The sequence below is a fragment of the Nocardiopsis sp. NPDC006832 genome (genome assembly GCF_040635885.1).
Classification (GTDB): domain Bacteria; phylum Actinomycetota; class Actinomycetes; order Streptosporangiales; family Streptosporangiaceae; genus Nocardiopsis.
Map to the genome: position 1 here is coordinate 20,297 of NZ_JBEYLC010000029.1, position 23,491 is coordinate 43,787.

Annotated in this window: 21 protein-coding genes; 12 read left to right on the top strand and 9 right to left on the bottom strand. The window is 69.4% G+C overall.

The genetic code is table 11. From position 1 onward, the window contains the following. Positions 1 to 451 precede the first annotated feature (451 nt). From ABZ717_RS15395 to ABZ717_RS15420, 6 genes are all read right to left on the bottom strand, one after another. Positions 452 to 1,390, bottom strand: coding sequence for a cytochrome d ubiquinol oxidase subunit II (locus ABZ717_RS15395; protein ID WP_358510262.1), 939 nt, complete (start codon positions 1,388 to 1,390; stop codon positions 452 to 454). 23 nt (positions 1,391 to 1,413) lie between these two features. Next, on the bottom strand, positions 1,414 to 2,730 hold the full coding sequence (locus tag ABZ717_RS15400) for a cytochrome ubiquinol oxidase subunit I (protein WP_358510141.1): 1,317 nt from the start codon (positions 2,728 to 2,730) through the stop codon (positions 1,414 to 1,416). Between the two features lie 161 nt (positions 2,731 to 2,891). Next, complete coding sequence (locus ABZ717_RS15405; protein WP_358510144.1) at positions 2,892 to 3,566, bottom strand: response regulator transcription factor; 675 nt, start codon at positions 3,564 to 3,566, stop codon at positions 2,892 to 2,894. After that, a complete protein-coding gene (locus ABZ717_RS15410; RefSeq protein ID WP_358510147.1) occupies positions 3,563 to 4,744 on the bottom strand; it encodes a sensor histidine kinase in 1,182 nt (393 codons plus the stop codon). Before ABZ717_RS15410 ends, ABZ717_RS15405 begins: the two co-directional genes overlap by 4 nt. A 287-nt stretch (positions 4,745 to 5,031) precedes the next feature. Next, a complete protein-coding gene (locus ABZ717_RS15415; protein WP_358510150.1) occupies positions 5,032 to 6,195 on the bottom strand; it encodes a pentapeptide repeat-containing protein in 1,164 nt (387 codons plus the stop codon). 63 nt (positions 6,196 to 6,258) lie between these two features. Next, complete coding sequence (locus ABZ717_RS15420) at positions 6,259 to 7,110, bottom strand: fused MFS/spermidine synthase (protein ID WP_358510265.1); 852 nt, start codon at positions 7,108 to 7,110, stop codon at positions 6,259 to 6,261. Positions 7,111 to 7,287: 177 nt separating this feature from the next. Between ABZ717_RS15420 and ABZ717_RS15425 the strand changes: the two genes are divergently transcribed. Next, positions 7,288 to 9,021, top strand: coding sequence for a proline--tRNA ligase (locus ABZ717_RS15425; RefSeq protein WP_358510268.1), 1,734 nt, complete (start codon positions 7,288 to 7,290; stop codon positions 9,019 to 9,021). An 82-nt stretch (positions 9,022 to 9,103) separates the two neighbouring features. Here ABZ717_RS15425 and ABZ717_RS15430 read toward each other — a convergent pair whose 3' ends face one another. Beyond that, a complete protein-coding gene (locus tag ABZ717_RS15430; RefSeq protein ID WP_358510153.1) occupies positions 9,104 to 9,550 on the bottom strand; it encodes a ferritin-like domain-containing protein in 447 nt (148 codons plus the stop codon). A gap of 29 nt (positions 9,551 to 9,579) precedes the next feature. Further along, positions 9,580 to 10,089: a hypothetical protein gene (locus ABZ717_RS15435; RefSeq protein WP_358510156.1), complete on the bottom strand. Its 510-nt coding sequence runs from the start codon at positions 10,087 to 10,089 to the stop codon at positions 9,580 to 9,582. Between the two features lie 355 nt (positions 10,090 to 10,444). Here ABZ717_RS15435 and rimP point away from each other — a divergent pair, with 355 nt between their 5' ends. From rimP to truB, 7 genes are all read left to right on the top strand, one after another. After that, the gene (rimP, locus tag ABZ717_RS15440) at positions 10,445 to 10,927 is read left to right on the top strand and encodes a ribosome maturation factor RimP (RefSeq protein ID WP_358510159.1); all 483 of its coding nucleotides are present in this window, start codon (positions 10,445 to 10,447) and stop codon (positions 10,925 to 10,927) included. A gap of 24 nt (positions 10,928 to 10,951) precedes the next feature. Beyond that, positions 10,952 to 11,974: a transcription termination factor NusA gene (nusA, locus tag ABZ717_RS15445; protein ID WP_358510162.1), complete on the top strand. Its 1,023-nt coding sequence runs from the start codon at positions 10,952 to 10,954 to the stop codon at positions 11,972 to 11,974. A 28-nt stretch (positions 11,975 to 12,002) separates the two neighbouring features. Then, positions 12,003 to 12,296 carry a YlxR family protein gene (locus ABZ717_RS15450; RefSeq protein ID WP_358510271.1) on the top strand — a complete coding sequence of 98 codons (294 nt, stop codon included), beginning with the start codon at positions 12,003 to 12,005 and terminating at the stop codon, positions 12,294 to 12,296. A 232-nt stretch (positions 12,297 to 12,528) separates the two neighbouring features. Then, positions 12,529 to 15,597 carry a translation initiation factor IF-2 gene (infB, locus tag ABZ717_RS15455; protein WP_358510165.1) on the top strand — a complete coding sequence of 1,023 codons (3,069 nt, stop codon included), beginning with the start codon at positions 12,529 to 12,531 and terminating at the stop codon, positions 15,595 to 15,597. Positions 15,598 to 15,683: 86 nt separating this feature from the next. Then, the gene (locus ABZ717_RS15460) at positions 15,684 to 15,980 is read left to right on the top strand and encodes a DUF503 domain-containing protein (protein ID WP_358510168.1); all 297 of its coding nucleotides are present in this window, start codon (positions 15,684 to 15,686) and stop codon (positions 15,978 to 15,980) included. A gap of 2 nt (positions 15,981 to 15,982) precedes the next feature. Next, positions 15,983 to 16,420, top strand: a complete 438-nt coding sequence (gene rbfA, locus ABZ717_RS15465) for a 30S ribosome-binding factor RbfA (protein WP_358510170.1) — start codon at positions 15,983 to 15,985, stop codon at positions 16,418 to 16,420. A 60-nt stretch (positions 16,421 to 16,480) separates the two neighbouring features. Continuing rightward, complete coding sequence (truB, locus tag ABZ717_RS15470; protein ID WP_358510173.1) at positions 16,481 to 17,368, top strand: tRNA pseudouridine(55) synthase TruB; 888 nt, start codon at positions 16,481 to 16,483, stop codon at positions 17,366 to 17,368. An 18-nt stretch (positions 17,369 to 17,386) separates the two neighbouring features. Here the strand turns inward: truB and ABZ717_RS15475 are convergent, their stop codons facing one another. Further along, the gene (locus ABZ717_RS15475) at positions 17,387 to 17,653 is read right to left on the bottom strand and encodes a hypothetical protein (protein WP_358510176.1); all 267 of its coding nucleotides are present in this window, start codon (positions 17,651 to 17,653) and stop codon (positions 17,387 to 17,389) included. Positions 17,654 to 17,928: 275 nt separating this feature from the next. Here ABZ717_RS15475 and ABZ717_RS15480 point away from each other — a divergent pair, with 275 nt between their 5' ends. The 4 genes from ABZ717_RS15480 to ABZ717_RS15495 all read left to right on the top strand — a co-directional run bounded on the left by ABZ717_RS15480 (position 17,929) and on the right by ABZ717_RS15495 (position 23,473). Then, positions 17,929 to 18,891, top strand: a complete 963-nt coding sequence (locus ABZ717_RS15480; RefSeq protein WP_358510178.1) for a bifunctional riboflavin kinase/FAD synthetase — start codon at positions 17,929 to 17,931, stop codon at positions 18,889 to 18,891. A 276-nt stretch (positions 18,892 to 19,167) separates the two neighbouring features. Then, positions 19,168 to 19,437 (top strand): 30S ribosomal protein S15, encoded by a 270-nt coding sequence (gene rpsO / locus ABZ717_RS15485; RefSeq protein ID WP_358510181.1) that lies wholly within the window; start codon positions 19,168 to 19,170, stop codon positions 19,435 to 19,437. 296 nt (positions 19,438 to 19,733) lie between these two features. Beyond that, a complete protein-coding gene (locus ABZ717_RS15490; protein ID WP_358510184.1) occupies positions 19,734 to 22,034 on the top strand; it encodes a polyribonucleotide nucleotidyltransferase in 2,301 nt (766 codons plus the stop codon). Between the two features lie 104 nt (positions 22,035 to 22,138). After that, complete coding sequence (locus tag ABZ717_RS15495) at positions 22,139 to 23,473, top strand: pitrilysin family protein (RefSeq protein WP_358510187.1); 1,335 nt, start codon at positions 22,139 to 22,141, stop codon at positions 23,471 to 23,473. Positions 23,474 to 23,491 lie beyond the last annotated feature (18 nt).

Consider the following 23,491-nt stretch of genomic DNA (forward strand, 5'->3'; position numbering starts at 1 on the left):
TACAGGGAAACGCTGTGACTCACAGTACACATATCATTGCCCATTGTCGCGAGTCGGTGCGTGCGAAACCGCCGGGAACGTTCGGTACCCGTTAGGTCGGAGGGGCTGCCCCCAAGGGGAGGGGCAGCCCACTGGTAGGGGGCGGGAGACCGGTGGCCGCCGGACGTCTCCCGAGGGTCAACCGCAGTTTCCGCCGCAGTTGCAGGAACCACCGCTCTGGCAGCCGCAGCCGCAGCCGGAACCACAGCTGCACCCTGCCTGTCGCGGGGTCGTGATCAGGGAGTGGGTCACGGTCCCTCCTCAAGGGCTCGGAGCTTTCCCGAAGGTTGAACTTCCCACCGCGAGTCTTTCCCAACCGGAGACCGACCCTCGACGCCGACCCGACCTTGGGATCGCGTGGGGCCCAGAGCCCGGCCCCGCGTCGCTGAACTGGGTCATCACACTCGGAAGGTCAGGCGAAGAAGGTGGGTTCGGCGGCCGGTCGGCGCGTCATTCGGTACAGCCAAACCTGTCCCAGGAGCATGACCGGAATCGTGGGCAGCAGCACCGACCACACGAACACCCCGGTCATGCCCGGGAGCGGGGTGACCGACAGGTCCGCGGACAACGCCACGATCAGCCCCGGAACCGCGATGGCCACCGCGGAGGTGTGCCGCGAGAGCATCGGCCCCGCCAACCCCGCGGTCGCGGCCAGGGCCGCCACCGCCACCACCGTCAGCACCAGTGCCGCCTCCACACGCACCATGGGGGCCACGCCCGGACCCACCGCCACGGCGGCCGTCACCAGGACCGCGGCCAGCGCGACCCGGGACAGGGTCCGGGTGGCACGCGCGGCCACGTCCGCGCTCTCGGCCTCGGCGGAGCCCACCAACCGTTCGGCGCCGAAGGCGGCCCCGCGCAGCGCGAACAACGACACCACCGTGGCGGCGCAGACCACCGTGAAGGGCGACAAGGCGAGCTCGCCCGCGAGCAGGCCCGCCAGTGCCACACCCCACGAGCCGGCCAGCAGCCAACTGCCCGTCACGATCGCGGTGTCGCAGGTGGACCGCCAGCCGGGGGAGTCGACCCGGGCACGGAACCACAACCCCGCGTCGCGCAGCACCCACGCCGCGAGAAGGAGCAGCAGAACCGGCCACAGGGTGGCGACCACCCGGTGTTCCACGTCCGGGAGCATTCCCGCCATCACCCCCACGGCGGCCACCAACCAGACCTCGGAGGCCAGGAAGTAGGGCGCGATCGCGGACACCACCCGGCGCCGCTGCTCGGGTGTACGGGCCAGGTGCGGCATCAGCATGCCCAGGCCCACGTCGGCCCCGGCCAGGACGAGGTAGCCCACGACGAACAGGCCGAGGAGTGATGCGGTCAGGAGCGGAGAAGCGAAGAGTTCCATGGGTGTCATCCCTGCAGGCTCGGTCAGAAAGTGTGGATGGGGGGAGCGGACTCCACGGGTTCCACCTCGCGGCGCTCGGCGAGGGGACCGCCCTCCGGGCCGCGCCGGCCATAGCGGATCAGGAGCCAGTACGTGACCGTGGCCAGGACGGCGAAGGCGACGGTGAAGAGCGTGAACGAGACCACGGCGGTACCGGGGGACATGGGCGTCACCGCGTCGGCGGTCGTCAGGTGGTGCACCACCACCCAGGGCTGACGGTTGGTCTCTCGGAACACCCAGCCGCCCACGCTCGCCAGGTACGGCAGGACGGGTGCGACCAGGAGGGGCGCCAGGGACCAGCGGATCCACCAGGCGGGGCGGCCGGCGAACAGTTGTGACCCGGGTGCCAACCGCAGCATCCGGCCCAGGGCGCCGCGCCGCTCCGAGAACAGGGGGAACACCAGCACCATGAGCGGGCCGCCGAAGAACATGAGCGCCCAGGAGGTCATCATGACGACGTCCCCGGCCGTGTTGACGGCCGAGACGAAGGAGCTCTGTCCGGCGGTCTCGATCGTCTCGATCTGTTCGGAGGTGTAGGTCAGCCCACTGGTGGGCGGGTCCACGTCGAAGATCTGGAACTGCATGCCACCGAAGGTCACCACCAGGAACGGCATGACGCACATCATGATCGCCGAGTAACCGATCCCCCGACGGAAGACACCCTCGTCGTCCCGGCCGCGCATCAGGTGGTGGGCGCAGACCGCGCCCACCACCAGGGCGCCGAGGGTCAACGCTCCGGTGACGACGTGCGCGAAGGCGAAGAGCGCGGCCGGGTTGGTGAGCATCGCGACCGGATCGCTCATGTGCGCGATCCCGTCCACCATCTCGAACCCGACCGGGTGGCGCAGGAATCCGTTGGAGACCAGCACCCACCAGGCGGACGAGAACGCGGTGGCGGTGACCACCAGGAAGCAGAACAGGTGCGCCCAACGGCCCATCCGGTCCCAGCCGAAGATCCACAGCCCCAGGAAGGTCGACTCGACGAAGAACGCCGTCATCGTCTCGATCGCCAACGGGGCCGCGAAGCTGTAGCCGAACGTCTCCTGCAGCCCGCTCCAGTTCAACGCCAGCTGTAGTTCCATCACGAGGCCGGAGAGCACGCCCATGCCGTAGTTGACCACGTACAGGCCGCCCCAGAACCGCACGGCGGTCATCCGGGAACGGTCACCGCGCAGCGTCGCGACCAACTGGGTGAAGAGGATGTAGGGGGCCAGACCGAGGGTCAGGGCCACGAACATGTAGTGCGTCGCGGCGGTGAGTCCGAACTGTAGTCGCATCAGGATGAGGGGATCTTCGAACACGGTCGCGACCTTCTGCTCTCGTCGGTGGGGACAGCAGAAGCATCCGTCGCGGGTCCGGTCCCGCACATCGTCCCGGGGGCGTCATCCGCCCCGTTTCCGGGGGTGTATCGGACGTCCCCCCGCTACATCCGCGGGCGTACGGGACATCCCCGAGCCGACCCTCAGGACTCCCGGGGTCGGCCGGGGACGACCAGGGCGGTCTCGTAGGCCACCACCACCAGCTGGGCGCGGTCGCGCACCCCGAGCTTGACCATGGTGCGACTGACGTGGGTCTTGGCGGTGGCCGGACTCAGCACCAGCTCCCGGGCGATCTCGTCGTTGGAGAGCCCCTGCCCGACCAGGGCCAACACCTCTCGTTCGCGGGCGGTGAGCCCGTTGAGGCGGGTCGAGGAGGCCGGGGTCTTCGACGGGCGGCTCGCGAAGTCCGCGATCAGTCTGCGCGTGATGCCGGGGGACAGCAGCGCCTCCCCCTCGTGCACCACCCGGACCGCCTGTAGCAGGTCGCGCGGTTCGGTGTCCTTGACCAGGAACCCACCGGCCCCGGCGCGCAGCGCGTCGAAGATGTACTCGTCCAGGTCGAACGTGGTGAGGATGACAACGCGGGTCTCGCTCAGTGCCGGTTCGCCGAGGATGCGCTCGGTGGCGGCCAGACCGTCCATCCCCGGCATCCTGATGTCCATCAGGATCACGTCGGGGCGCTCTGTCAGTGCCAGCCGGACCGCCTCCTCCCCGTCGGCGGCCTCCGCGACCACCTCGATGTCGTCCGCGCTGTCGAGCAGCGCCCTGAAACCGGCCCGGACCAGCGCCTGGTCATCGGCGAGCAGAACCCGGATCACTCTTGTCCACCCCGTTTCCCAACGGGCCCGGCGTCCACCGGTAGTCGCACCCGCACCCGGAATCCTCCACCCTCCAGCGGATCGGCGTCCACCGAACCACCCACGAGGGCGGCGCGTTCGCGCATTCCCGTGATCCCGTTGCCGGTGGCCGGTGGTCCCACCGTCCCACGCCCGTCGTCGGTGATCTCCAGTGACAGTTCCGTCGACCCGTAGCCGATCCGCACCACGGCCTTCTCGGCGTGCGCGTGCCGGACGACGTTGGTGAGGGATTCCTGCAGGGCCCTGTAGGCGACACCCTCGACCCCTTGGGGGAGCCGCCGTTCGTCGCCCTCGGTCTCCACCAAGACCTCCAGGCCCGTGCCCCTCGCGCCCTCGACGAGGTCCGACACCCGGTCCAGGCCGGGGGTGGGCGAGCGCGGGGCCGCCTCGTCCACGGCCCGCAGCACCCCGAGCATGGCGCGCAGCTCGGTGAGGGTGTCCTTGCTGGTCTGCTTGATGGTGGTGAGCGCGTCGGCGGCGCGCTCGGGCCGGCTCTCCATCAGGTACAGGGCGGTGCCGGCCTGCACGTTGATGAGGGAGATGTTGTGGGCGACGGTGTCGTGCACGTCGCGGGCCAACCGGAGGCGTTCCTCGGAGGCGCGGCGCAGCAGTTCCTCCTCACGGGTGCGGCTCGCCTCCTGTTCCCGTTCCCGGTCGGCCCTTTGGTACTCGGCTCGCCAACGCAGGACCTCGGCCACGCACAGCAGGACCAGGACCCAGGCCACGATTCCGACGGCCTCCGGGCGGAAGGTGCCGGTCAGGACGAGTTCGTAGATGTTGACCGCGAGGAACTGGCCGATGCCCAGGATCCAACCGAAGGCACGGTGGCCCCACCGCACCACGCTGTAGAGCATGACCGCGGTGCACAACATGACCAGGCCGTCGGGGTAGCCCAACGGGTAGTAGATCGTGGCGGCCACCACCGAGACGACGGCGACCAGGCGAGGGAAGGCCGTGCGCCACAGCAGCGGCAGACAGGCCACCAGGATCAGCGCGTAACCCCAGGGCCAGGCGGGCCGGTCACCGGGGACCGGGTCGAAGGCCTCGATGCCCGCGGGACTGATCACGGACAGGGCCAACAGGATGGCCGTGATCCACAGATCGGTGCGGGTGGGACGGGGAAGGGTTCGTGCTGCCACGATCCCGACGGTACGGTGCGCCCCTCCGGGATCGCGTCATCCCGGGGGAGGGACCTCGGGGGTCGGAACTACGCCCGGGGGAGTAGCGGCCTGGAACCGAAGACGGCCGCCCGGTCCCCGGGTGTGAACGGGGACCGGACGACCGGAAGTCCTCCGGGCGGGACAAGGGGGGTGTGTCCACGGCCCGGAGGGCGCTGGGGAAAAGGCGCGCTCCGCACAAAGTTAGGGGTTCGCCGGACCGGAAGGGGCCGGATGTCCGCTTCCGGTCATTTTCTGGAACAGATTCCTCACCGGGCGTGAAGGGAGGCGTCCTCTCCGGCCGCCGGTCCTTGGGAGCCGGTGGGCCGCCCCGCAGTCGGTCCGGTCCAGGGCTCCGGTAGGCGCACCACCCCGGGTGCCCCCGCGGCCACGGCGTCGAGCAGCCCGTTCGGTGGGTCCCCGAGCGCGGGTTCCCCGCCCTCGCCCTCCGATCGGAACTCCACCCGTCCACCGGTGAAGCCGGCCCTGGTGAACGTCATCGTCTCCGGAGCGATCCGCGTGTTGTGGAGCAGGACCCGCGCGCCCGAGAACTCGGCCTTGTGGAAGTCGGTGAGGGGACCCTCGAAGCGCACGTGCCGGAAGTTGACCGTGCCGCCGGTGAACCGTGCCCCACGGAAGGTCACCCGGGCTCCGGAGACTCGTGAGTAGCGGAAGTCCATCTCCCCTTCGCCGAACACCGAACGATCGAAGATCAGCTTGCCGCCGATGAGGTGCACCCCGCGCAGGCTGCCGCCGTCGAAGACCACGTTGGAGAGGTCGAAGCGGTGACCCTGCCAGGAGGAGTGCTCGTCGCGCAGTCGGTCTCCGATGACCCGGATGATGCTGAACCGCACCTCTCGGAACGCCTCGTACTCCTGGCGCGCGGCCGTGCCGACCTCGTCTCCCTCCGGCACGGGGGCGTGCGGCATGCGCAGGTAGGAGCACAGCACGTTGATGCACATCTGGCGCAGTTCGGGGGTGGGCGCGTCGTCGGCCAGGTGCGCCAGCGCGTGCACCGCGCCGAGCCGCGCCGCGGCCTGCTCGTTGCCCAGTTCGGTGTAGGCGCCGGTGAACCGGTCGTTGAACAGCTTGACCCCGTCGCGCTCTGCTGCTCGGAGCGCCCGCAGGTTCTCCAGGTTGTTGTTGCGCTGCCGGTGGTAGGCGATCACCAGCAACGCGATACCGCTGAGCCCGGCCATGATGGCGAACGCGCGGATCACCACGCCCTCGAAGGCGCGCAACGACAGTGTGTCCGGTCGGGCTATCTCGGGGAAGCCGAGGAACCACAGTGCGCCCAGAATGAGCACTCCCACGCAAAGAGCGGTGACCGTCCAGGTCACGGCGATGTGCAGCCACAACCGGGGCGGGCGGCCCTCCCAGGTGTGGTCGGGTTCGCTCTCTTGGGCGCCCTTGACGGGGCGGGGGATGGGCATGCCGAAGACACTAGGAGATCCTCGGTACGTCTGCGGGATTATGTCCGTGTTCGGTCAGGGTGGTCAGAACAGGTCCACGGGCGGGGCGGGGGAGTCCACCGCGTCGGTGTCGTGGACCGAGGCGTACCCGGAGGTGAACCGGTCCAGGTCCTCGCCGGCGACCAGCCGCGCCATCTCGGGATCACGGTGCGCCGCGCGACCCAACTCCTCCTCTGGCAGGGGACGATGGCCCGCCACCAGCACCAGGTTGCCGAACCTTCGGCCGCGCAACACCCCCGGCTCCGCGGACATCACCACGTGCGGCAACACCGAACGCACCGTCGCCACCTGCGCCCGGGTGTGCTTCAGCGCGTAACCGTCACCGACGTTGACCACCAGGAATCCGTCGGGTCGCAGCACGCGGGCCGCCTCGGCGTAGAACTCCGCGGACGTCAACCGCGCCGGGGTCCGCGCTCCCGCGAACACGTCCGCCACCACCAGGTCGGCGCTGGAGTCGTGCCGGGCGCCGATCCACTCGCGCGCGTCACCGATGCCCACCCGTAGCCGCGCGCGCCGGTCCCAGGGCAGCCGGCGCCGCACCATTTCCACCAGGGCCGCGTCCACGTCCACCGCGCGTTGGTTGGAACCCGAGCGGGTGTGCGCCACGTACCGGGCCACGGTGAGCGCGCCGGCGCCCAAGTGCAGCGCGTCGACGGCCTCGCCCTCGGGCGCCACCAGGTCGACCGCGTGCGCGATCCGTCGCACGTACGAGAAGTCCAGATAGGCGGGGTCGGACAGGTCCACGTGCGACTGTGGGGTGCCCTCCACCAGGAGGAACCACGAGTTCGGTCGGTCCGCGTCGGCGAGCAGGTCCACCCCGGGAACGACGGAGACCTCCTCTTCGGCCTCGACCCTGTCACGCACACGTCGGCCCATGTCCTCGTCCTGTTCTGCCGTGGAGATCACTCCAAGGTAGGCGTACCGCGGGCCCCTTCGGAACCGACGCGCGAATCCCCTCTTCGGGGCGCTAGCCTGGGTCCCCCCAACGTTTTTCCGATCATCGCGCCCGGACTCTCCGGGCGCGTTCACCGAGGAGTGGCCGTGCTACTGCGGATGTCGAACCTGTTCCTGCGCACCCTGCGTGAGGACCCGGCGGACGCCGAGGTGCCGAGCCACAAGCTGCTCGTGCGCGCCGGCTACGTTCGTCGGGCCGCCCCCGGCGTCTACAGCTGGCTGCCCTTGGGCAAGCTCGTCCTGGAGAACGTCTCCCGCGTGGTCCGCGAGGAGATGAACGCCATGGGCGGCCAGGAGGTCCTGCTCCCCGCCCTGCTGCCCAGGGAGTACTACGAGGCCACCGGCCGCTGGGAGGAGTACGGCGACACCCTCTTCCGGCTCAAGGACCGCAAGGGCGCCGACTACCTGCTCGGTCCCACCCACGAGGAGCTCTTCACCCTCCTGGTCAAGGGCGAGTACTCCTCCTACAAGGACTTCCCGGTCGTCCTGTACCAGATCCAGGAGAAGTTCCGCGACGAGGCGCGTCCCCGCGCCGGTGTCCTGCGCGGCCGCGAGTTCCACATGAAGGACTCCTACTCCTTCGACATCGACGACGAGGGACTCCAGGAGTCCTACGACAAGCACCGCGCCGCCTACATCCGGATCTTCGAACGGCTCGGCCTGGAGTACGTCATCGTCTCGGCGACCTCCGGCGCCATGGGCGGCTCCGCCTCCGAGGAGTTCCTGGCGGTCGCGCCCACCGGCGAGGACACCTTCGTGCGCAGCACCGGGTCCGACTACGCCGCCAACGTCGAGGCCGTGAGGGTCCCCGCCCCCGAGGCGCTGCCCCTGGACGGGCTGCCCGAGGCGAAGGTCCACCACACCCCCGCGACCGCCACCATCCAGACCCTGGTGGACTTCCTGAACGAGGCGGGCCTGGGCCGCGACTTCAGCGAGGCCGACACCCTCAAGAACGTCCTGGTCAAGACTCGTGTCCCCGGTGCCAAGGAGTGGGAGCTGCTGGCCGTCGGCGTTCCCGGTGACCGTGAGGTCGATTTCAAGCGGCTGGAAGCGGCGCTGGAGCCCGCCGAGGTGGAGATCCTCGACGAGGCCGACTTCGCCGCCAACCCGTTCCTGGTCAAGGGCTACATCGGCCCCAAGGCCCTGATCGACAACAAGGTCCGTTACCTGGTCGACCCGCGCGTGGCCACCGGTACCGCCTGGGTGACCGGCGCCGACGAGGCCGACCACCACGTCGTCGACCTGGTGGCGGGGCGCGACTTCACCCCGGACGGCACCATCGACGTCGCCGACGTGCGCGACGGCGACCCCTCCCCGGACGGGAAGGGCACGCTGTACACCGCGCGCGGCATCGAGATCGGCCACATCTTCCAGTTGGGCCGCAAGTACGCCGACGCCTTCCAGGTGGACGCCCTGGGCCCGGACGGCAAGCCCAAGCGCATCACGATGGGCTCCTACGGCATCGGTGTCTCCCGCGCGGTGGCCTCCATCGTCGAGCAGTCCCACGACGACAAGGGCATCGTGTGGCCGCGTGAGATCGCCCCCGCCGACGTGCACGTCGTCGGCACCGGCAAGGGCGATGAGGTCCCCGAGGCGCTGCGCATCGGTCGGGAACTGCAGGCCAAGGGCCTGCGCGTGCTCGTGGACGACCGCAAGGCCGCCCCGGGTGTGAAGTTCACCGACGCCGAGCTGGTGGGCATCCCCACCACGATCATCGTGGGCCGTGGACTCAAGGACGGTGTGGTCGAGCTGCGCGACCGCAAGAGCGGTGAGCGTTCCGACGTCCCGATCGAGGAGATCGTCGACCGCACCGTCGCCGCCTGCGCCGAGTAGGACGTCGACACGGGGAATCGAACACGAAGAGGGGCTCCCGCGGCTGCGCACGGGAGCCCCTCTCACCTGTGTCCACGCGGTACTAGGGTCTCTCGAAGCCGGGGAAGGCGTCGGGTTCGGCGCCCCATTGCAGTGAGCGCAGCGTCGCCTCCTGCAGGGCCCGCGCGGCGGTGACGCGCAGGTCGGTGTCACCGGAGGAGGTCAACCACAGGTACGCCTCCATCGTGGCCCCCTCCAGTCCGGCCGCGAACGTGTCCATGCCGTCCCCGTCGCGCCCTTCCGGGATCGGGTACGAGGGCAGGGCGGGCGGCGCCTCCAGGTCGCGTTCGACGGCGGCGTCGCGCAGCGCGTCCCGCAGCGCCTTGTGCTCCATGGCGGCCGTGGACGCTCGCTCGCGCCGTCCCTCGTCACCGGCGGCACCGCCGACGAACTCGAACCCGTACACCGCCGCGTGCTCGGCGCGCAGCGCCTCCGCCAGGGCTTCGGCCGTGGGGTCGGTGCCCTCGCTCGGGGTGGGGGTCTCGCTCACCTGACTACCTCGCCTATGTCGATGGGCCCTCAGGCCTCGTCCAGCAGATGGGCGTGCACGGCCTCACAGGCGCCGATCGCGCTCACCAGCTGGGCCAGCCCCGGGTCGGTCACGGCCGCCGCCTGGTCCAGACGCGACGACGAGGCCGCGACCTCGACCAGCCGTAGCCCCGCGGTGTCCAGGGACGGACCGGGATCGGTCTCCGTCCCGCCCGACCCCTCGGGCTCCTCCGGTTCCGCGGACGGGCCCACCCCCTCGGGCAGGGCCTCCAACAACGCGTCCAGGTGGGCCAGGTGGTGTTTCCGGAACCCCTCCAACAGGTCACCGGGGCCCACACCGTCGGCCAACGCCTGTTCGTACCGGGCCACCGTCCGCTCCTTCTCCCGGATCAGGGAGCGCAGGACGGACACGTCCGGGGTCACGTCGTAGGGATACCAGTCGGCCGTGCCGCACCCGCTCAGACCGGCCACGGCGCCCGCCGCCACGACACCTGTCGCCGTGACGCCCAGCACAGTGCGGCGGCTGACGTTCCCCTGCACGCGGTCTCCTCCCCCTGCCCCGCGTCCGGGGCGGTGTCGACGGCCCCCGCCGTCGAGCGGCGGTCGGGACCCATCTTTCCACGCCGGTCGAGGCACCGAGGCCGGGTCGCTCCCCCTCGCGGGAAAGGGGCGAGGGGCCCCCGTTCACACCCGAAGGCACGCCCCGAGGAGCGAGGCGACCTGGAGGAGGCCCGGGAGTGGATACCCTTGCACGACAACCGCCGTCGTGCGCGACGTGCGGCGCTTTCGCGTCCGACGCGAAAGTGGAAGAAGACTACGTACAGAGCTGGACCGCCCCGTTCAACGGCTCACGGCCGAGCGGGCGGGATTTCGCCGTTTTGAGGGGCTGACACGCATGGGAGCGCAGGCGCGGGAAGAGCGCATCGCCGAGCTGCTGGAACCGGTCCTGGCCAAGGCCGGACTGGATCTGGAGGCCGTCGAGCTGACACCGGCGGGCAAACGTCGAGTGCTGCGCGTGGTCGTGGACTCCGACAACGGGGTCGACCTGGACCTGGTCGGCGAGATCAGCCAGGACGTCAACGAGGCGCTGGACGCCTCCGACGTCATGGGTGAGACGCCCTACGTCCTGGAGGTCACCTCGCCAGGGGTCGACCGTCCGCTGACGATGCCCCGCCACTGGCGCCGCTCTCGCGGTCGCCTGGTGAAGGTGAACCTCGTCGAGGGCGGGGACCTCACCGGACGCGTGACCGAGTCCGACGACCAGGGCGTGACCCTGGACGTCAAGGGTCGGTCCCGCACTCTGGCCTACGACAAGATCGCCAAGGCCAAGGTCCAGGTGGAATTCCGTCGCGAAGCCGACACCGACGCGGCGGACTAGAGGGGGAGCCCCGTGGACATTGACATGAGCGTCCTTCGCAGCCTGGAGCGCGAGAAGGACATCGCCGTCGAACTGGTCGCCAAGGCGATCGAAGACGCACTCCTGATCGCGTACCACCGCGAGGAGGGCCCTGAGAAGAAGGCACGAGTGGAACTGAACCGTTCCACCGGCCACGTCATCGTTTGGGTGACCGAGACCGACGAGGAGGGTGTGGTCGTCGGCGAGTTCGACGGGACCCCCACCGGGTTCGGTCGCATCGCCACCTCCACCGCCAAGCAGGTGATCCTGCAGCGGCTGCGCGACGCCGAGGACGAACTGACCCTGGGCGAATTCGCCGGCCGCGAGCACGACATCGTGTCGGGCATCATCCAGCAGGGCAAGGACCCGCGCAACGTCCTGGTCGACCTCGGCAAGATCGAGGCGATCCTGCCCCCGCAGGAGCAGGTCCCCACCGAGAACTACACCCACGGTGAGCGCCTGCGCGCCTACGTGGTCCAGGTCCGCAAGGGCCTGCGCGGTCCCTCGGTGACCCTGTCGCGTACCCACCCCAACCTGGTGCGCAAGCTCTTCGAGTTGGAGGTGCCCGAGATCGCCGACGGCACCGTCGAGATCGCGGCCATCGCCCGTGAGGCCGGTCACCGTACCAAGATGGCGGTCAGCTCCAACCGGGGCGGCGTCAACGCCAAGGGTGCCTGCATCGGTCCGCTGGGCAGCCGCGTTCGCAACGTCATGGCCGAACTCCACGGGGAGAAGATCGACATCGTCGACTACTCCGAGGACCCCGCCGTGTTCGTCGCCAACGCGCTGTCCCCGGCACGGGTCAACTCGGTGGAGATCCTCGACATGGCCGCGCGTGTGGCACGCGTCGTCGTTCCCGACTACCAGCAGTCGCTCGCCATCGGCAAGGAGGGCCAGAACGCCCGACTGGCCGCGCGTTTGACCGGATGGCGCATCGACATCCGCTCCGACGCGGAGCCCGCCCGACCCCTCGAAGAAGAGGCCGGTGACCCCGTCGAGGACACCGACGACACCGCTTCGACCGGCTGAACGGGTCGCGACCATGCCTCGACACGATATGGTGGCCGAAGACGGTCCTGACCGTCCCGTGCGAACGTGCGTGGGTTGTCGGTCGCGGACAGTCCAGTCCGACCTCGTGCGGCTGGTGGCCGAGGGCACGGCCATCACGCCCGACACCCGAGGTCGACGTCCGGGGCGCGGAGCCTATCTGCACCACGACCGCAGGTGCTTCGAACTAGCGGAGCGCCGAAGGGCGTGGTCACGCGCCTTCCGGAACCGGAGCGGAGGAGGTCCCACTCGGTGGGACGTCTCACGTGTGGCGTCGTTGTTCGACGACGCCCCACGTGGCTGAGCGCGCCGCTATCCGGATAGGGTTGGAATGTCTGGGCCGACCTCGAGGTTGTAGGGACCGAGGTCGGCGTGCTGTGCCGTGTCGGCACGCATGAGCCGGCCCATTGTTGTGTAGCGATGAGGAAGCAGGTCGAGATTGCGATGAGCGCCTGATGAGTACGCAGCGATGAGTAACTCAAGCTAACGACGGTCCGGCACAAGCCCCTGTCCCGGACCGAAGCTGAAGGAGAGTAGTGGCGAAGGTCCGGGTATACGAACTCGCTAAGGAGTTCGGTGTAGAGAGCAAGGCCGTGCTGGCCAAGCTCAACGAGATGGGCGAATTCGTTCGTTCGGCGTCCTCCACGATAGAGGCCCCCGTCGTTCGACGCCTTCAAGAAGCTTTCAACGATGGCTCCGACGGTGGCAAGAAGGGTGGATCGGCTCCCAAGCCGGCCCCCAAGCCCTCCGCCGGTGCCTCCGCGCGCCCCGCGGCTCCCAAGCCGGGGCCCGCGCCCAAGCCGGGTCCGAAGCCGGCTCCGGCTCCGGCCGCCAAGCCCGCGGCTCCGGTCGCCAAGGCGGAGACGGACAAGCCGGTCGCCGAGAAGCCGTCCGCCCCGGTCGACAAGCCCGCGGCGCCGACTTTCGAGGCCGCGCCCAAGCCCGGCCCCAAGCCGGCGCCCAAGACCCCGCGCGGCGACGCGCCGAAGCCGGGTCCGAAGCCGGCCGCGGGCTCTCAGCAGCGTGGCGGCGACCGGCCGCAGCGCGGCGGTGAGCGTGGTGGCGAGCGCGGCGGTGAGCGTGGTGGCCGTGACGGCGGCCGCGCTCCGCGTCCGGGCGGTCCCCGTCCGGGCCCGCGTCCGGGCAACAACCCGTTCGCGTCCAACGCCTCCGGCATGGGCTCCAAGCCGGCCCCGCGTCCCGGTGGCGGCGGCGCTCCGCGTCCGGGTCCGCGTCCCGGCCCGCAGGGTGGCGGCGGCGCTCCGCGTCCGGGCGGTCCCCGTCCGGGCCCGCGTCCCGGCCCGCAGGGCGACCGTGCCCCGCGCCCCGGCCCGCAGGGTGATCGTGCCCCGCGTCCCGGTGGCGGCGACCGTGCTCCGCGTCCCGGTGGCGCTCCCGGCGCCCCGCGTCCGGGTGGTGCCGCGGGTGCTCCGCGCCCCGGTGGCGGCGGTGGCGCTCCGCGTCCCGGTGGCCCGCGTCCCAGCCCGATGAACATGCCCTCGTCCCGTCCGGCCGCGCCCGCGGGCGGCGGTCGTGGTGGCGGCGGTGGTCGTCCCGGTGGCGGCGGTCGCGGTCGGGGCGGCGCCCCGGCGGGCGCGCGTCCCGGTGGCGGCGGCGGTCCGCGTCCCGGTGGTTTCGGTGGTCGTCCCGGTGGCGGCGGCCGTGGCCGCGGTGGCGGAACGGCCGGTGCGTTCGGTCGTCCGGGCGGTCGTCCCGGGCGTGCGCGCAAGTCCAAGAAGCAGCGGCGTCAGGAGTTCCACGACCTTGCGGCACCGTCCTTCGGTGGCGTCAAGATCCCGAGCGGCAACGGTCAGTCGATCCGACTGTCCCGTGGCGCCTCGCTGTCGGACTTCGGCGACAAGATCGACGTCAACCCGGCGTCGCTCGTCCAGGTCATGATGCACCTGGGTGAGATGGTCACCGCGACCCAGTCGCTGCCCGACGAGACCCTGCAGTTGCTCGGTGAAGAGCTCAACTACAAGGTCGAGGTCGTCAGCCCCGAGGACGAGGACCGCGAGCTCCTGGAGTCCTTCTCCATCGAGTTCGGCGAGAACGAGGGCGGCACCGCCGAACTTCGTCCGCGCCCGCCGGTGGTCACCGTCATGGGTCACGTCGACCACGGTAAGACCCGACTGCTGGACACCATCCGCAAGACCAACGTCTCCAGTGGCGAGGCCGGCGGAATCACCCAGCACATCGGTGCCTACCAGGTCTCCACCCACGTGGACGGTGAGGAGCGCAAGCTCACCTTCATCGACACCCCTGGTCACGAGGCGTTCACCGCCATGCGTGCCCGTGGTGCGAAGGTCACCGACATCGCGGTGCTGGTCGTGGCGGCCGACGACGGCGTCAAGCCGCAGACGGCCGAGGCCATCGACCACGCCAAGGCGGCCGAGGTCCCGATCGTCGTCGCGGTCAACAAGATCGACGTCGAGGGCGCAGACCCGCAGCGGGTGCGTGCCCAGATGACCGAGTACGGCCTGGTGGCCGAGGAGTACGGCGGCGACGTCCAGTTCGTGGACATCTCCGCGCTCAAGGGCGAGAACATCGACACGCTGCTCGAATCGATCGTCCTGACCTCCGACGCCGCGCTCGACCTGCAGGCGAACCCGGACATGGACGCTCAGGGTCTGGCCATCGAGGCCTACCTGGACCGCGGTCGCGGTTCCATGGCCACGGTGCTGGTCCAGCGAGGCACGCTCAACGTCGGTGACTCCATCGTCTGTGGTGACGCCTACGGCCGCGTTCGCGCCATGCTCGACGAGCACGGCAAGAGCGTGGAGACGGCCGAGCCGTCGCGTCCGGTCCAGGTCCTGGGTCTGACCAACGTGCCCAGCGCCGGTGACAACTTCCTGGTCGTCAAGGACGACCGGGTGGCGCGGCAGATCGCCCAGCAGCGTGAGGCGCGCGAGCGCTTCGCCCAGCAGGCGAAGTCGGCCCGTCGGGTCACCCTCGACAACTGGCAGTCCGCCATCAAGGAGGGCGAGCGCTCCGAGCTGCTCCTCCTCATCAAGGGCGACATGTCCGGTTCCGTCGAGGCGCTGGAGGAGTCGCTGCTCAAGATCGACGCCGGTGGCGACGAGGTCGGCATCCGGATCATCGGTCGCGGTGTCGGTGCGATCACCCAGAACGACATCAACCTGGCGTCGTCCGCGGACGCGATCATCGTCGGCTTCAACGTTCGGCCCGAGGGCAAGAACAGCGAGCTGGCGGACCGCATGGGTGTCGACATCCGGTACTACTCGGTCATCTACCAGGCCATCGACGAGGTCGAAGCCGCGGTCAAGGGTCTCCTCAAGCCCATCTACGAGGAGGTCCAGCTCGGCAGCGCCGAGATCCGCGAGGTCTTCAAGGTGCCCAAGATCGGCAACATCGCCGGTTCGATCGTCCGCAGCGGTCTCATCCGCCGCAACGGCAAGGCGCGTCTCATCCGCGATGGGGTCGTCATCTCCGACAACCTCAACGTCGATTCGCTCCGACGCTTCAAGGACGACGCGACCGAGGTCCGTGAGGGCTTCGAGTGCGGTATCGGTGTCGGTTACAGCGACATCCGGGTCGGGGACGTCATCGAGACCTACGAGATGAAGGAGAAGCCCCGCGACTAGTCGTGTGGACTGATCCGCCTGGGGCCCCGGACCATCGTGTCCGGGGCCCCGCCTTTGCCGGCTCACACAACACCACAGGTGATCACTTGTACGTTGGGGCGTTGACGCTGGACGTGCTCCTTGGAGACGTCCACTCGCTCAAACAGAAGCGTTCGATGGTCCGGCCGGTCATCGCCGAGCTGCGCCGAAAGTTCTCGGTGTCGGTGTCGGAGGTGGGCGATCAAGACCTCTACCGTCGGGCGAAGATCGGTGTCGCGGTGGTCGCTCCCACGGCCGCCCATGCCAGGGACCAGATGGACACCTGCGAGCGTTTCGTCGCGGGCCGTCCCGAACTGGAGCTGCTGTCCGCCAGGCAGCGGCTCTTCAACGAAGAGGAAGACTGACGATGGTCGACGCAGCACGCGCGCGCAAGATCGCCGACCGGATCCAGCGCATCGTCGCCGAGATGCTGGACCGGCGGATCAAGGACCCGCGCCTGGGATTCGTGACCGTGACCGACGCCCGCATCACCGCTGACCTGCGGGACGCCACGGTGTACTACACGGTGTTCGGTTCCCCCGAGGAAAAGGCGGCCAGCGCGGCCGCACTGGAGAGCGCCAAGGGCGTGATCCGTAGCGAGGTCGGCAAACAGACCGGTATCCGGCACACGCCGAGCCTGGCCTTCGTCCTCGACGACGTGCAGGAGAACGCCCAGCACATCGAGGAACTGCTGGTCAAGGCGCGTCAGTCCGACGAGGAGGTGGCCCAGCGGGCCACCGAAGCCAAGCCCGCGGGCGAGGCCGACCCGTACAAGGTCCCTCGTGAGGACGACGAGGACGAGTGACCACCCGGGACGGCGGCGTCGGTCGCCGTCCCGCCCCCTTTCTTCCCTCGAAGGAGCACCATGGCCGAGAGCGGCGTCGTGGTCGTTGACAAGCCCGCGGACTGGACTTCGCACGACGTGGTCGCCAAGACCCGTGGTCTGGCGCGCACCCGCCGTGTGGGGCACGCGGGCACCCTGGACCCGATGGCCACCGGGGTGCTGGTGCTGGGGATCGAGAAGGGCACCAAACTTCTCGGCCACCTGACCCTGACCGAGAAGACCTACGAGGCGACCATCCGGTTGGGCCTGGTCACCAACACCGACGACGCCGAGGGCGAGCCCGGTGCGCGCATCGACGCCTCCGCCGTCACCGACGACGCGATCCGAGCGGCCGTCGCGAAGCTGACCGGCGTCATCTCACAGGTTCCACCACAGGTCAGTGCGATCAAGGTGGACGGTAAGCGCGCCTACAAGTCGGCTCGCGAGGGCAAGGAAGTGGCCCTCAAGGCTCGCGAGGTCACCGTGTCCGAGTTCCAGGTGACCGACATCCGTCGCGTGGCGGATCCCGATGGCGGGTTCGTCGACGTGGACGCGGTCGTCACCTGCTCCAGCGGCACCTACATCCGCTCGCTGGCCCGCGACATGGGTGTGGACCTGGGAGTGGGCGGCCACCTCTGCGCCCTGCGCCGTACTCGCGTGGGTCCCTACGACCTGTCCCAGGCCCGCACCCTGGACGAACTCGCCAAGGAGTTCACCCAGGTTCCGCTGGCCCGGGCGGTGGCGGCGGCGTTCCCGGTGCGCACCCTGGACGAGGCCGAGACCCGCGCGATCCGGCACGGCAACCGCATCGGTGAGAGCACTCTGGGAGAGGGCCCCGTGGGCCTGTTCGCCCCGGACGGCACAGTGGTGGCACTGGGCGAGAACCGCCCCGGCCACATGAAGCCGATCGTCGTCTTCGCACCGGCCTGACCGGTCTTCAGGATTGCCTCAGATCTTGATGACGGTTGCTCTGTCCCCACAGAGCTTCCGTAGGTCGTCAGGATCCGAAGTGAGGATGGTGACCGGTCCGGGAGACGCCAACGCCGTGGCACACAGCATCTCTTCGATGAGGTCGTTGAGATTGTCCCGTTCAAGCTGCCTGGCCACAGCCGCGGCAACGTAAGAGGACAGACCGGATGGTCCACTCCGGGAGCGTGCCCGCTCGGCGATGTCTCTGGGCATGGTGATCGAATACTTCTGAGTAGCATCACTCATGCCACTTATGCTGCCCGGCATGCCACCGTCGTGTTCGGTGCGCGACCAGGTGGTTTCTCCGTCGAGGGTCGATGTCGATGTATTGCTCACATGGGTGAAGATAGTGATCCGTCACGCACTGTGTGCGGATTATTCGAAAGTTCCGCGTCGAATTTCGGGGAACGCGTGGGGCAGAGCCGGTGTGGTGGCCCACACCGACCGCGTGGCGGAACACGCCCCGGCTCCATGGCACGCTTGAGACCGGATCACATCTCGACGAGCAAGGGGAGCCGAACGTGCGGAGATGGGACGGGCTGGGCGACATTCCCACCGATCGGGGACGCTCCGTGGTGGCGATCGGTGTCTTCGACGGTGTGCATCGCGGCCACCAGGCCATCTTGGCCTCCGCCGTCGCCCATGGGCGCGATCTGGGCCTACCGGTGGTCGTGGTCACCTTCGATCCGCACCCCGAACACGTGCTGCGCGGCCGTACCCCCGCGGTGCTCACCCCGGTGGACCGCCGCGTCGAACTGTTGGGGGAGCGGGGCGCCGACGCGGTGTGCGTGCTGCCCTTCACCAAGGAACTCTCCGCGCTGAGCCCCGAGGAGTTCGTCCGCCGGATCCTCGTCGACCGTCTCGGAGCGGTCGCCGTGGTGGTGGGGGAGGACTTCCGGTTCGGGCATCGGGCCGCCGGCGACGTGGCCGCCCTGGCCCGTCTGGGCGAGGAGTTCGGGTTCGGCGCGGACGGGGTGAAGCTGGTGGCCGAGGGCGAGACGATCACCTCCACCCGGATCCGCGAGCTCCTCGCCGAGGGCGACGTGGCCGGCGCCGCGGCGCTCCTGGGCCGCCCGCACCGGGTCATCGGAGAGATCGTGCACGGAGCGGCCCGCGGGCGGGAGCTCCTGGGCTTCCCCACGGCCAACATGGACCTGCCACCGGACACCGCGGTGCCCGGTGACGGTGTCTACGCGGGGTGGCTCGGCCGCCTGGAACCCGCCACCGGTCACGAGACGCGTTGGCCCGCCGCCATCTCGGTGGGCACCAACCCCACCTTCGACGGGGCCGAACGTACGGTGGAGGCCTACGCGCTGGACCGCGACGACCTGGAGCTGTACGGGCTGACGATGGTCGTGGACTTCACCGCGCGTATCCGTGGGCAGGAACGGTTCGACGACATCGACGAGTTGATCGTGGCGATGCGGCGGGACGTGGACCGCTGTCGTGAGGTCCTCACCGCCGAGGTCGACCACACCCCTTGACCCGGACCCCTGACCTCCGGAGAGTCCGGTATCACCGCCGACGCGGGCCGATCGCCCTCTGAACTGCGGTAAGCTGAAAACGTTCACGTGTGCCCGTGGCCGGTCCGTCCCCAAAGGGGCGATGGAACCGACGGGAACGCGGCAGGGTCACGCCATCGGCGCCCTGCCGCGCACAGCACACGCGACGGTGACTGTTCGTACGCGCGGTCACCGTGTCCGACCCCTGTCACGTGCCGGGGTTCGCCCCGCGTACCGAACCATGAGCGAAGGAGCGTCGTGTCGATCGACACCGACAGCAAGAAGAGGATCATCGCGGAGTACGGCACCAAGGAAGGTGACACCGGCTCCCCCGAGGTGCAGATCGCGCTGCTCACGCACCGCATCACCGAGCTCACCGAGCACCTCAAGACCCACAAGCACGACCACCACAGCCGTCGTGGTCTGCTGCTGATGGTCGGCCGTCGTCGCGGTCTCCTGAAGTACCTCGCCAAGGAGGACATCACCCGCTACCGCTCGCTGATCGAGCGCCTGGGTCTCCGCCGCTAGGTGAATCGGGAGGGAGTGGCCTCGGCCGCTCCCTCTTTGTTAGTAAGGTGTAACCGGAGTGGCGGTCGATCGCGACCGCCGCACCATGAACCACACCCGTGCCGTTCCCCCGGTCCAACAGGGGTCGGTCCTCGGTAGTGGCCTTCGGGCCCTGTCTGTACGACGGGCCGCGGGCTTCGATCGATGACCGGCCGGCATCACCTCCGGGGCACGACGCGGGAGAGAACGTAGGCGTCGATTCCTCTGGGCATCGCCCGGATGACGACGCGTCCCGACCGTGTATCAGGAGGTCGCCCATGGAGGGCGTTTACTCTGCCGAAGCCGTGATCGACAACGGCAAGTTCGGCTCGCGCACCATCCGCTTCGAGACCGGCCGTCTGGCCCGTCAGGCCGCCGGTTCGTCCACGGTCTACCTGGACGACGAGACCGTCATCCTGTCGGCCACCACCGCCTCGAAGCGCCCCAAGGAGAACCTCGACTTCTTCCCGCTGACGGTGGACGTCGAGGAGCGGATGTACGCCGCCGGACGTATCCCCGGCTCGTTCTTCCGTCGTGAGGGACGTCCCTCCGAGGACGCCATCCTCACCTGCCGTCTCATCGACCGGCCGCTGCGTCCGTCCTTCAAGAAGGGCCTGCGCAACGAGATCCAGATCGTCGAGACGATCCTGGCCCTGCACCCCGAGCACCTGTACGACGTCGTCGCCATCAACGCGGCCTCGATGTCCACGCAGATCGCCGGGCTGCCCTTCTCCGGCCCGATCGGCGGCGTGCGCGTCGCCCTGATCGATGGCCAGTGGGTCGGTTTCCCCACCCACTCCGAGCTGGAGAACGCCACCTTCGACATGGTCGTCGCCGGCCGTGTGATGGAGGACGGTGACGTCGCGATCATGATGGTCGAGGCCGAGTCCACCACCCGCACCCTGAAGCTGGTCGCCGAAGGGGCCGTCGGCCCCAACGAGCAGACCATCGCCGAGGGCCTCGAAGCCGCCAAGCCCTTCATCAAGGTGCTGTGCAAGGCCCAGCAGGCCGTCGCCGACCAGGCCAGCCGTGAGCAGGGCGACTTCCCGATCTTCCTCGACTACGAGGACGACGTCTACGCCGCCGTCGAGGGCGCGGTCCGCGAGGACCTGGCCAAGGCGCTCACCATCGCCGACAAGCAGGAGCGCGAGGGCGAGCTCGACAAGGTCAAGGAATCGGCCGTCGCGAAGCTGGCCGAGACCTTCGAGGGTCGTGAGAAGGAGCTCGGCGCCGCCTTCCGCAGCCTGAGCAAGCAGCTCATGCGCGAGCGCGTGCTGCGCGACCAGGTCCGCATCGACGGTCGTGGCCCCAAGGACATCCGTCAGCTGAGCGCCGAGGTGGGCATCCTGCCGCGCGTGCACGGCTCGGCCCTCTTCGAGCGCGGTGAGACCCAGATCATGGGTGTGACCACGCTGAACATGCTGCGCATGGAACAGACGGTTGACACGCTCAACCCGGACAAGACCAAGCGCTACATGCACAACTACAACTTCCCGCCCTACTCCACCGGTGAGACCGGTCGGGTGGGCTCGCCCAAGCGGCGCGAGATCGGGCACGGCGCCCTGGCCGAGCGGGCCCTGCTGCCGGTTCTGCCCTCCCGCGAGGAGTTCCCGTACGCGATCCGTCAGGTCTCCGAGGCCCTCGGCTCCAACGGTTCCACCTCGATGGGTTCGGTCTGCGCCTCCACCATGTCCCTGATGGCGGCCGGCGTGCCCCTCAAGGAGATGGTGTCGGGCATCGCCATGGGTCTGATCAGTGAGGGCGACCAGTTCGTCACGCTGACCGACATTCTCGGTGCCGAGGACGCCTTCGGCGACATGGACTTCAAGGTCGCCGGTACCCGTGACCTCATCACCGCCCTGCAGCTGGACACCAAGCTCGACGGTATCCCCGCCGAGCAGTTGGCCCTGGCCCTGCAGCAGGCCCGCGGTGCCCGTCTGGCCATCCTGGACGTCATGCAGGAGGCCATCGAGAGCCCGGCGGAGATGAGCCCGAACGCTCCGCGGATCCTCACGGTGAGGGTCCCGGTGGAGAAGATCGGCGAGGTCATCGGCCCGAAGGGCAAGATGATCAACTCGATCCAGGACGACACCGGCGCCGACATCACGATCGAGGACGACGGCACCATCTACATCGGTGCCGTCGACGGCCCCTCCGCCGAGGCGGCCCGGGACACGATCAACCAGATCGCCAACCCGACCATGCCCGAGGTCGGCGACCGCTACCTGGGTACCGTCGTCAAGACGACCGCCTTCGGTGCGTTCGTGTCGCTGCTGCCCGGCAAGGACGGTCTGCTGCACATCTCGCAGATCCGTAAGCTGCACGGTGGCCAGCGGATCGAGAACCTCGACGACGTGATCAGCATCGGCGAGAAGATCCAGGTCGAGATCCGCGAGATCGACGACCGTGGCAAGCTGTCCCTGGTCCCGGTCGAGGTGGTCGAGGCCGAGGCCGCCAAGAACGAGGGTCCCTCCGAGGACTCCGCCCCGGACGACGACAAGTCCGACGAGGACAAGGGCGAGGGCGCCCCGCGTCGTCGCCGTCGTCGTAGCTCGGGCGGGCGTTCCGAGAACACCTGATCGAGTCTCACCCCTCCGCGGGGCGGTCGCGTCTTCGATGATGCGGCCGCCCCGCGGTCGTACGTATGCTCATCCGGACGTTTCGACGCGAAGAAGAAGGTTGCATGAGTTCTGTCCCCACCGCCGCGGAGCAGGAGCCGGGCACGACCGTCACGCTGCTGGAGCCCGATGGCGGTTCCGGTCTGGCGCGTCGGACGGTGTTGCCCGGTGGTCTGCGTGTGGTCACCGAGCACATCCCCGGGGGCCGTTCCGCGGCCTTCGGCATCTCCGCCAGCACCGGGTCCCGTGACGAGGACTCCGCGCACGCGGGTTCGGCGCACTTCCTGGAGCACCTGCTGTTCAAGGGAACCCACACCCGTTCGGCGCTGGAGATCTCCGCGCTGTTGGACGGGGTGGGTGCCGACCACAACGCCTACACCACCAAGGAACACACCTGCTACTACGCGAAGGTGCTCGACCGTGACCTGCCGCTGGCGGTGGACGTGGTCGGGGACATGGTCGCGAACTCGGTGCTGGACGAGGGCGAGGTGGAGACCGAGCGCGGCGTGATCCTCGAAGAGATCGCCATGTACGAGGACGAGCCCTCCGACCTGGTGGACGACGTCTTCGCCGAGCACTTCTTCGGTGACAGCCCGCTGGGTCGTCCCATTCTGGGCACCATCGACACGATCAACGCCCTTCCGCGCGATCGCATCGTCGAGCAGTACCGCGACTCCTACGTGCCCTCCGAGCTCATCGTGACGGCCGCGGGCAGCCTCGACCACGACGCGGTCGTGGAGCAGGTCAGGTCCATCTTCGCCGAGCGTCTGGCCGCGGCCGGGGACGCTCGTCCGTCGAGCCCGCGCGGTGTCGGCGGCCCGGTCCGCACCTACGACGGAACCGTCGTGCAGTCGCGGGAGACCGAACAGGCGCACATCATCCTGGGGTCGGAGGGCATCACCCGTACCGACTCGCGCTGGCACGCGCTGCGCCTGCTCAGCGCCGCGCTGGGCGGCGGCATGTCCTCGCGACTCTTCCAGGAGGTGCGGGAGAAGCGCGGCCTGGCCTACGCCGTGCACGCCTACCACATCGCCTACGCCGACACCGGCGCCTTCCAGCTCTACGCGGGCTGCCTGCCGGAGAAGGCCGACGAGGTCATCGGTGTGTGCCGCGAGGAGCTCGCGAAGGTCGCCGCCGGCGGTATCACGCCGGAGGAGCTGACCCGCGCCAAGGGCCAGATCCAGGGCGCCATGGTGCTCGGCAGTGAGGGCACCAACGCGCGCATGGGCCGCCTGCTCTCCCACGAACTGGTGCAGCCGCGCCACTTCTCCATCGACGAGGACCTGGCCCGGTACGACGCCGTCACCCTGGACGACGTCGCCGCGGTCGCCGCGGAGTTGTTCGACCGCCCGCGCGCCCTCGCGGTCATCGGCCCCTACGAGAAGGACCGGGTCTTCTAAGTAGCGTTCGATGGGGCG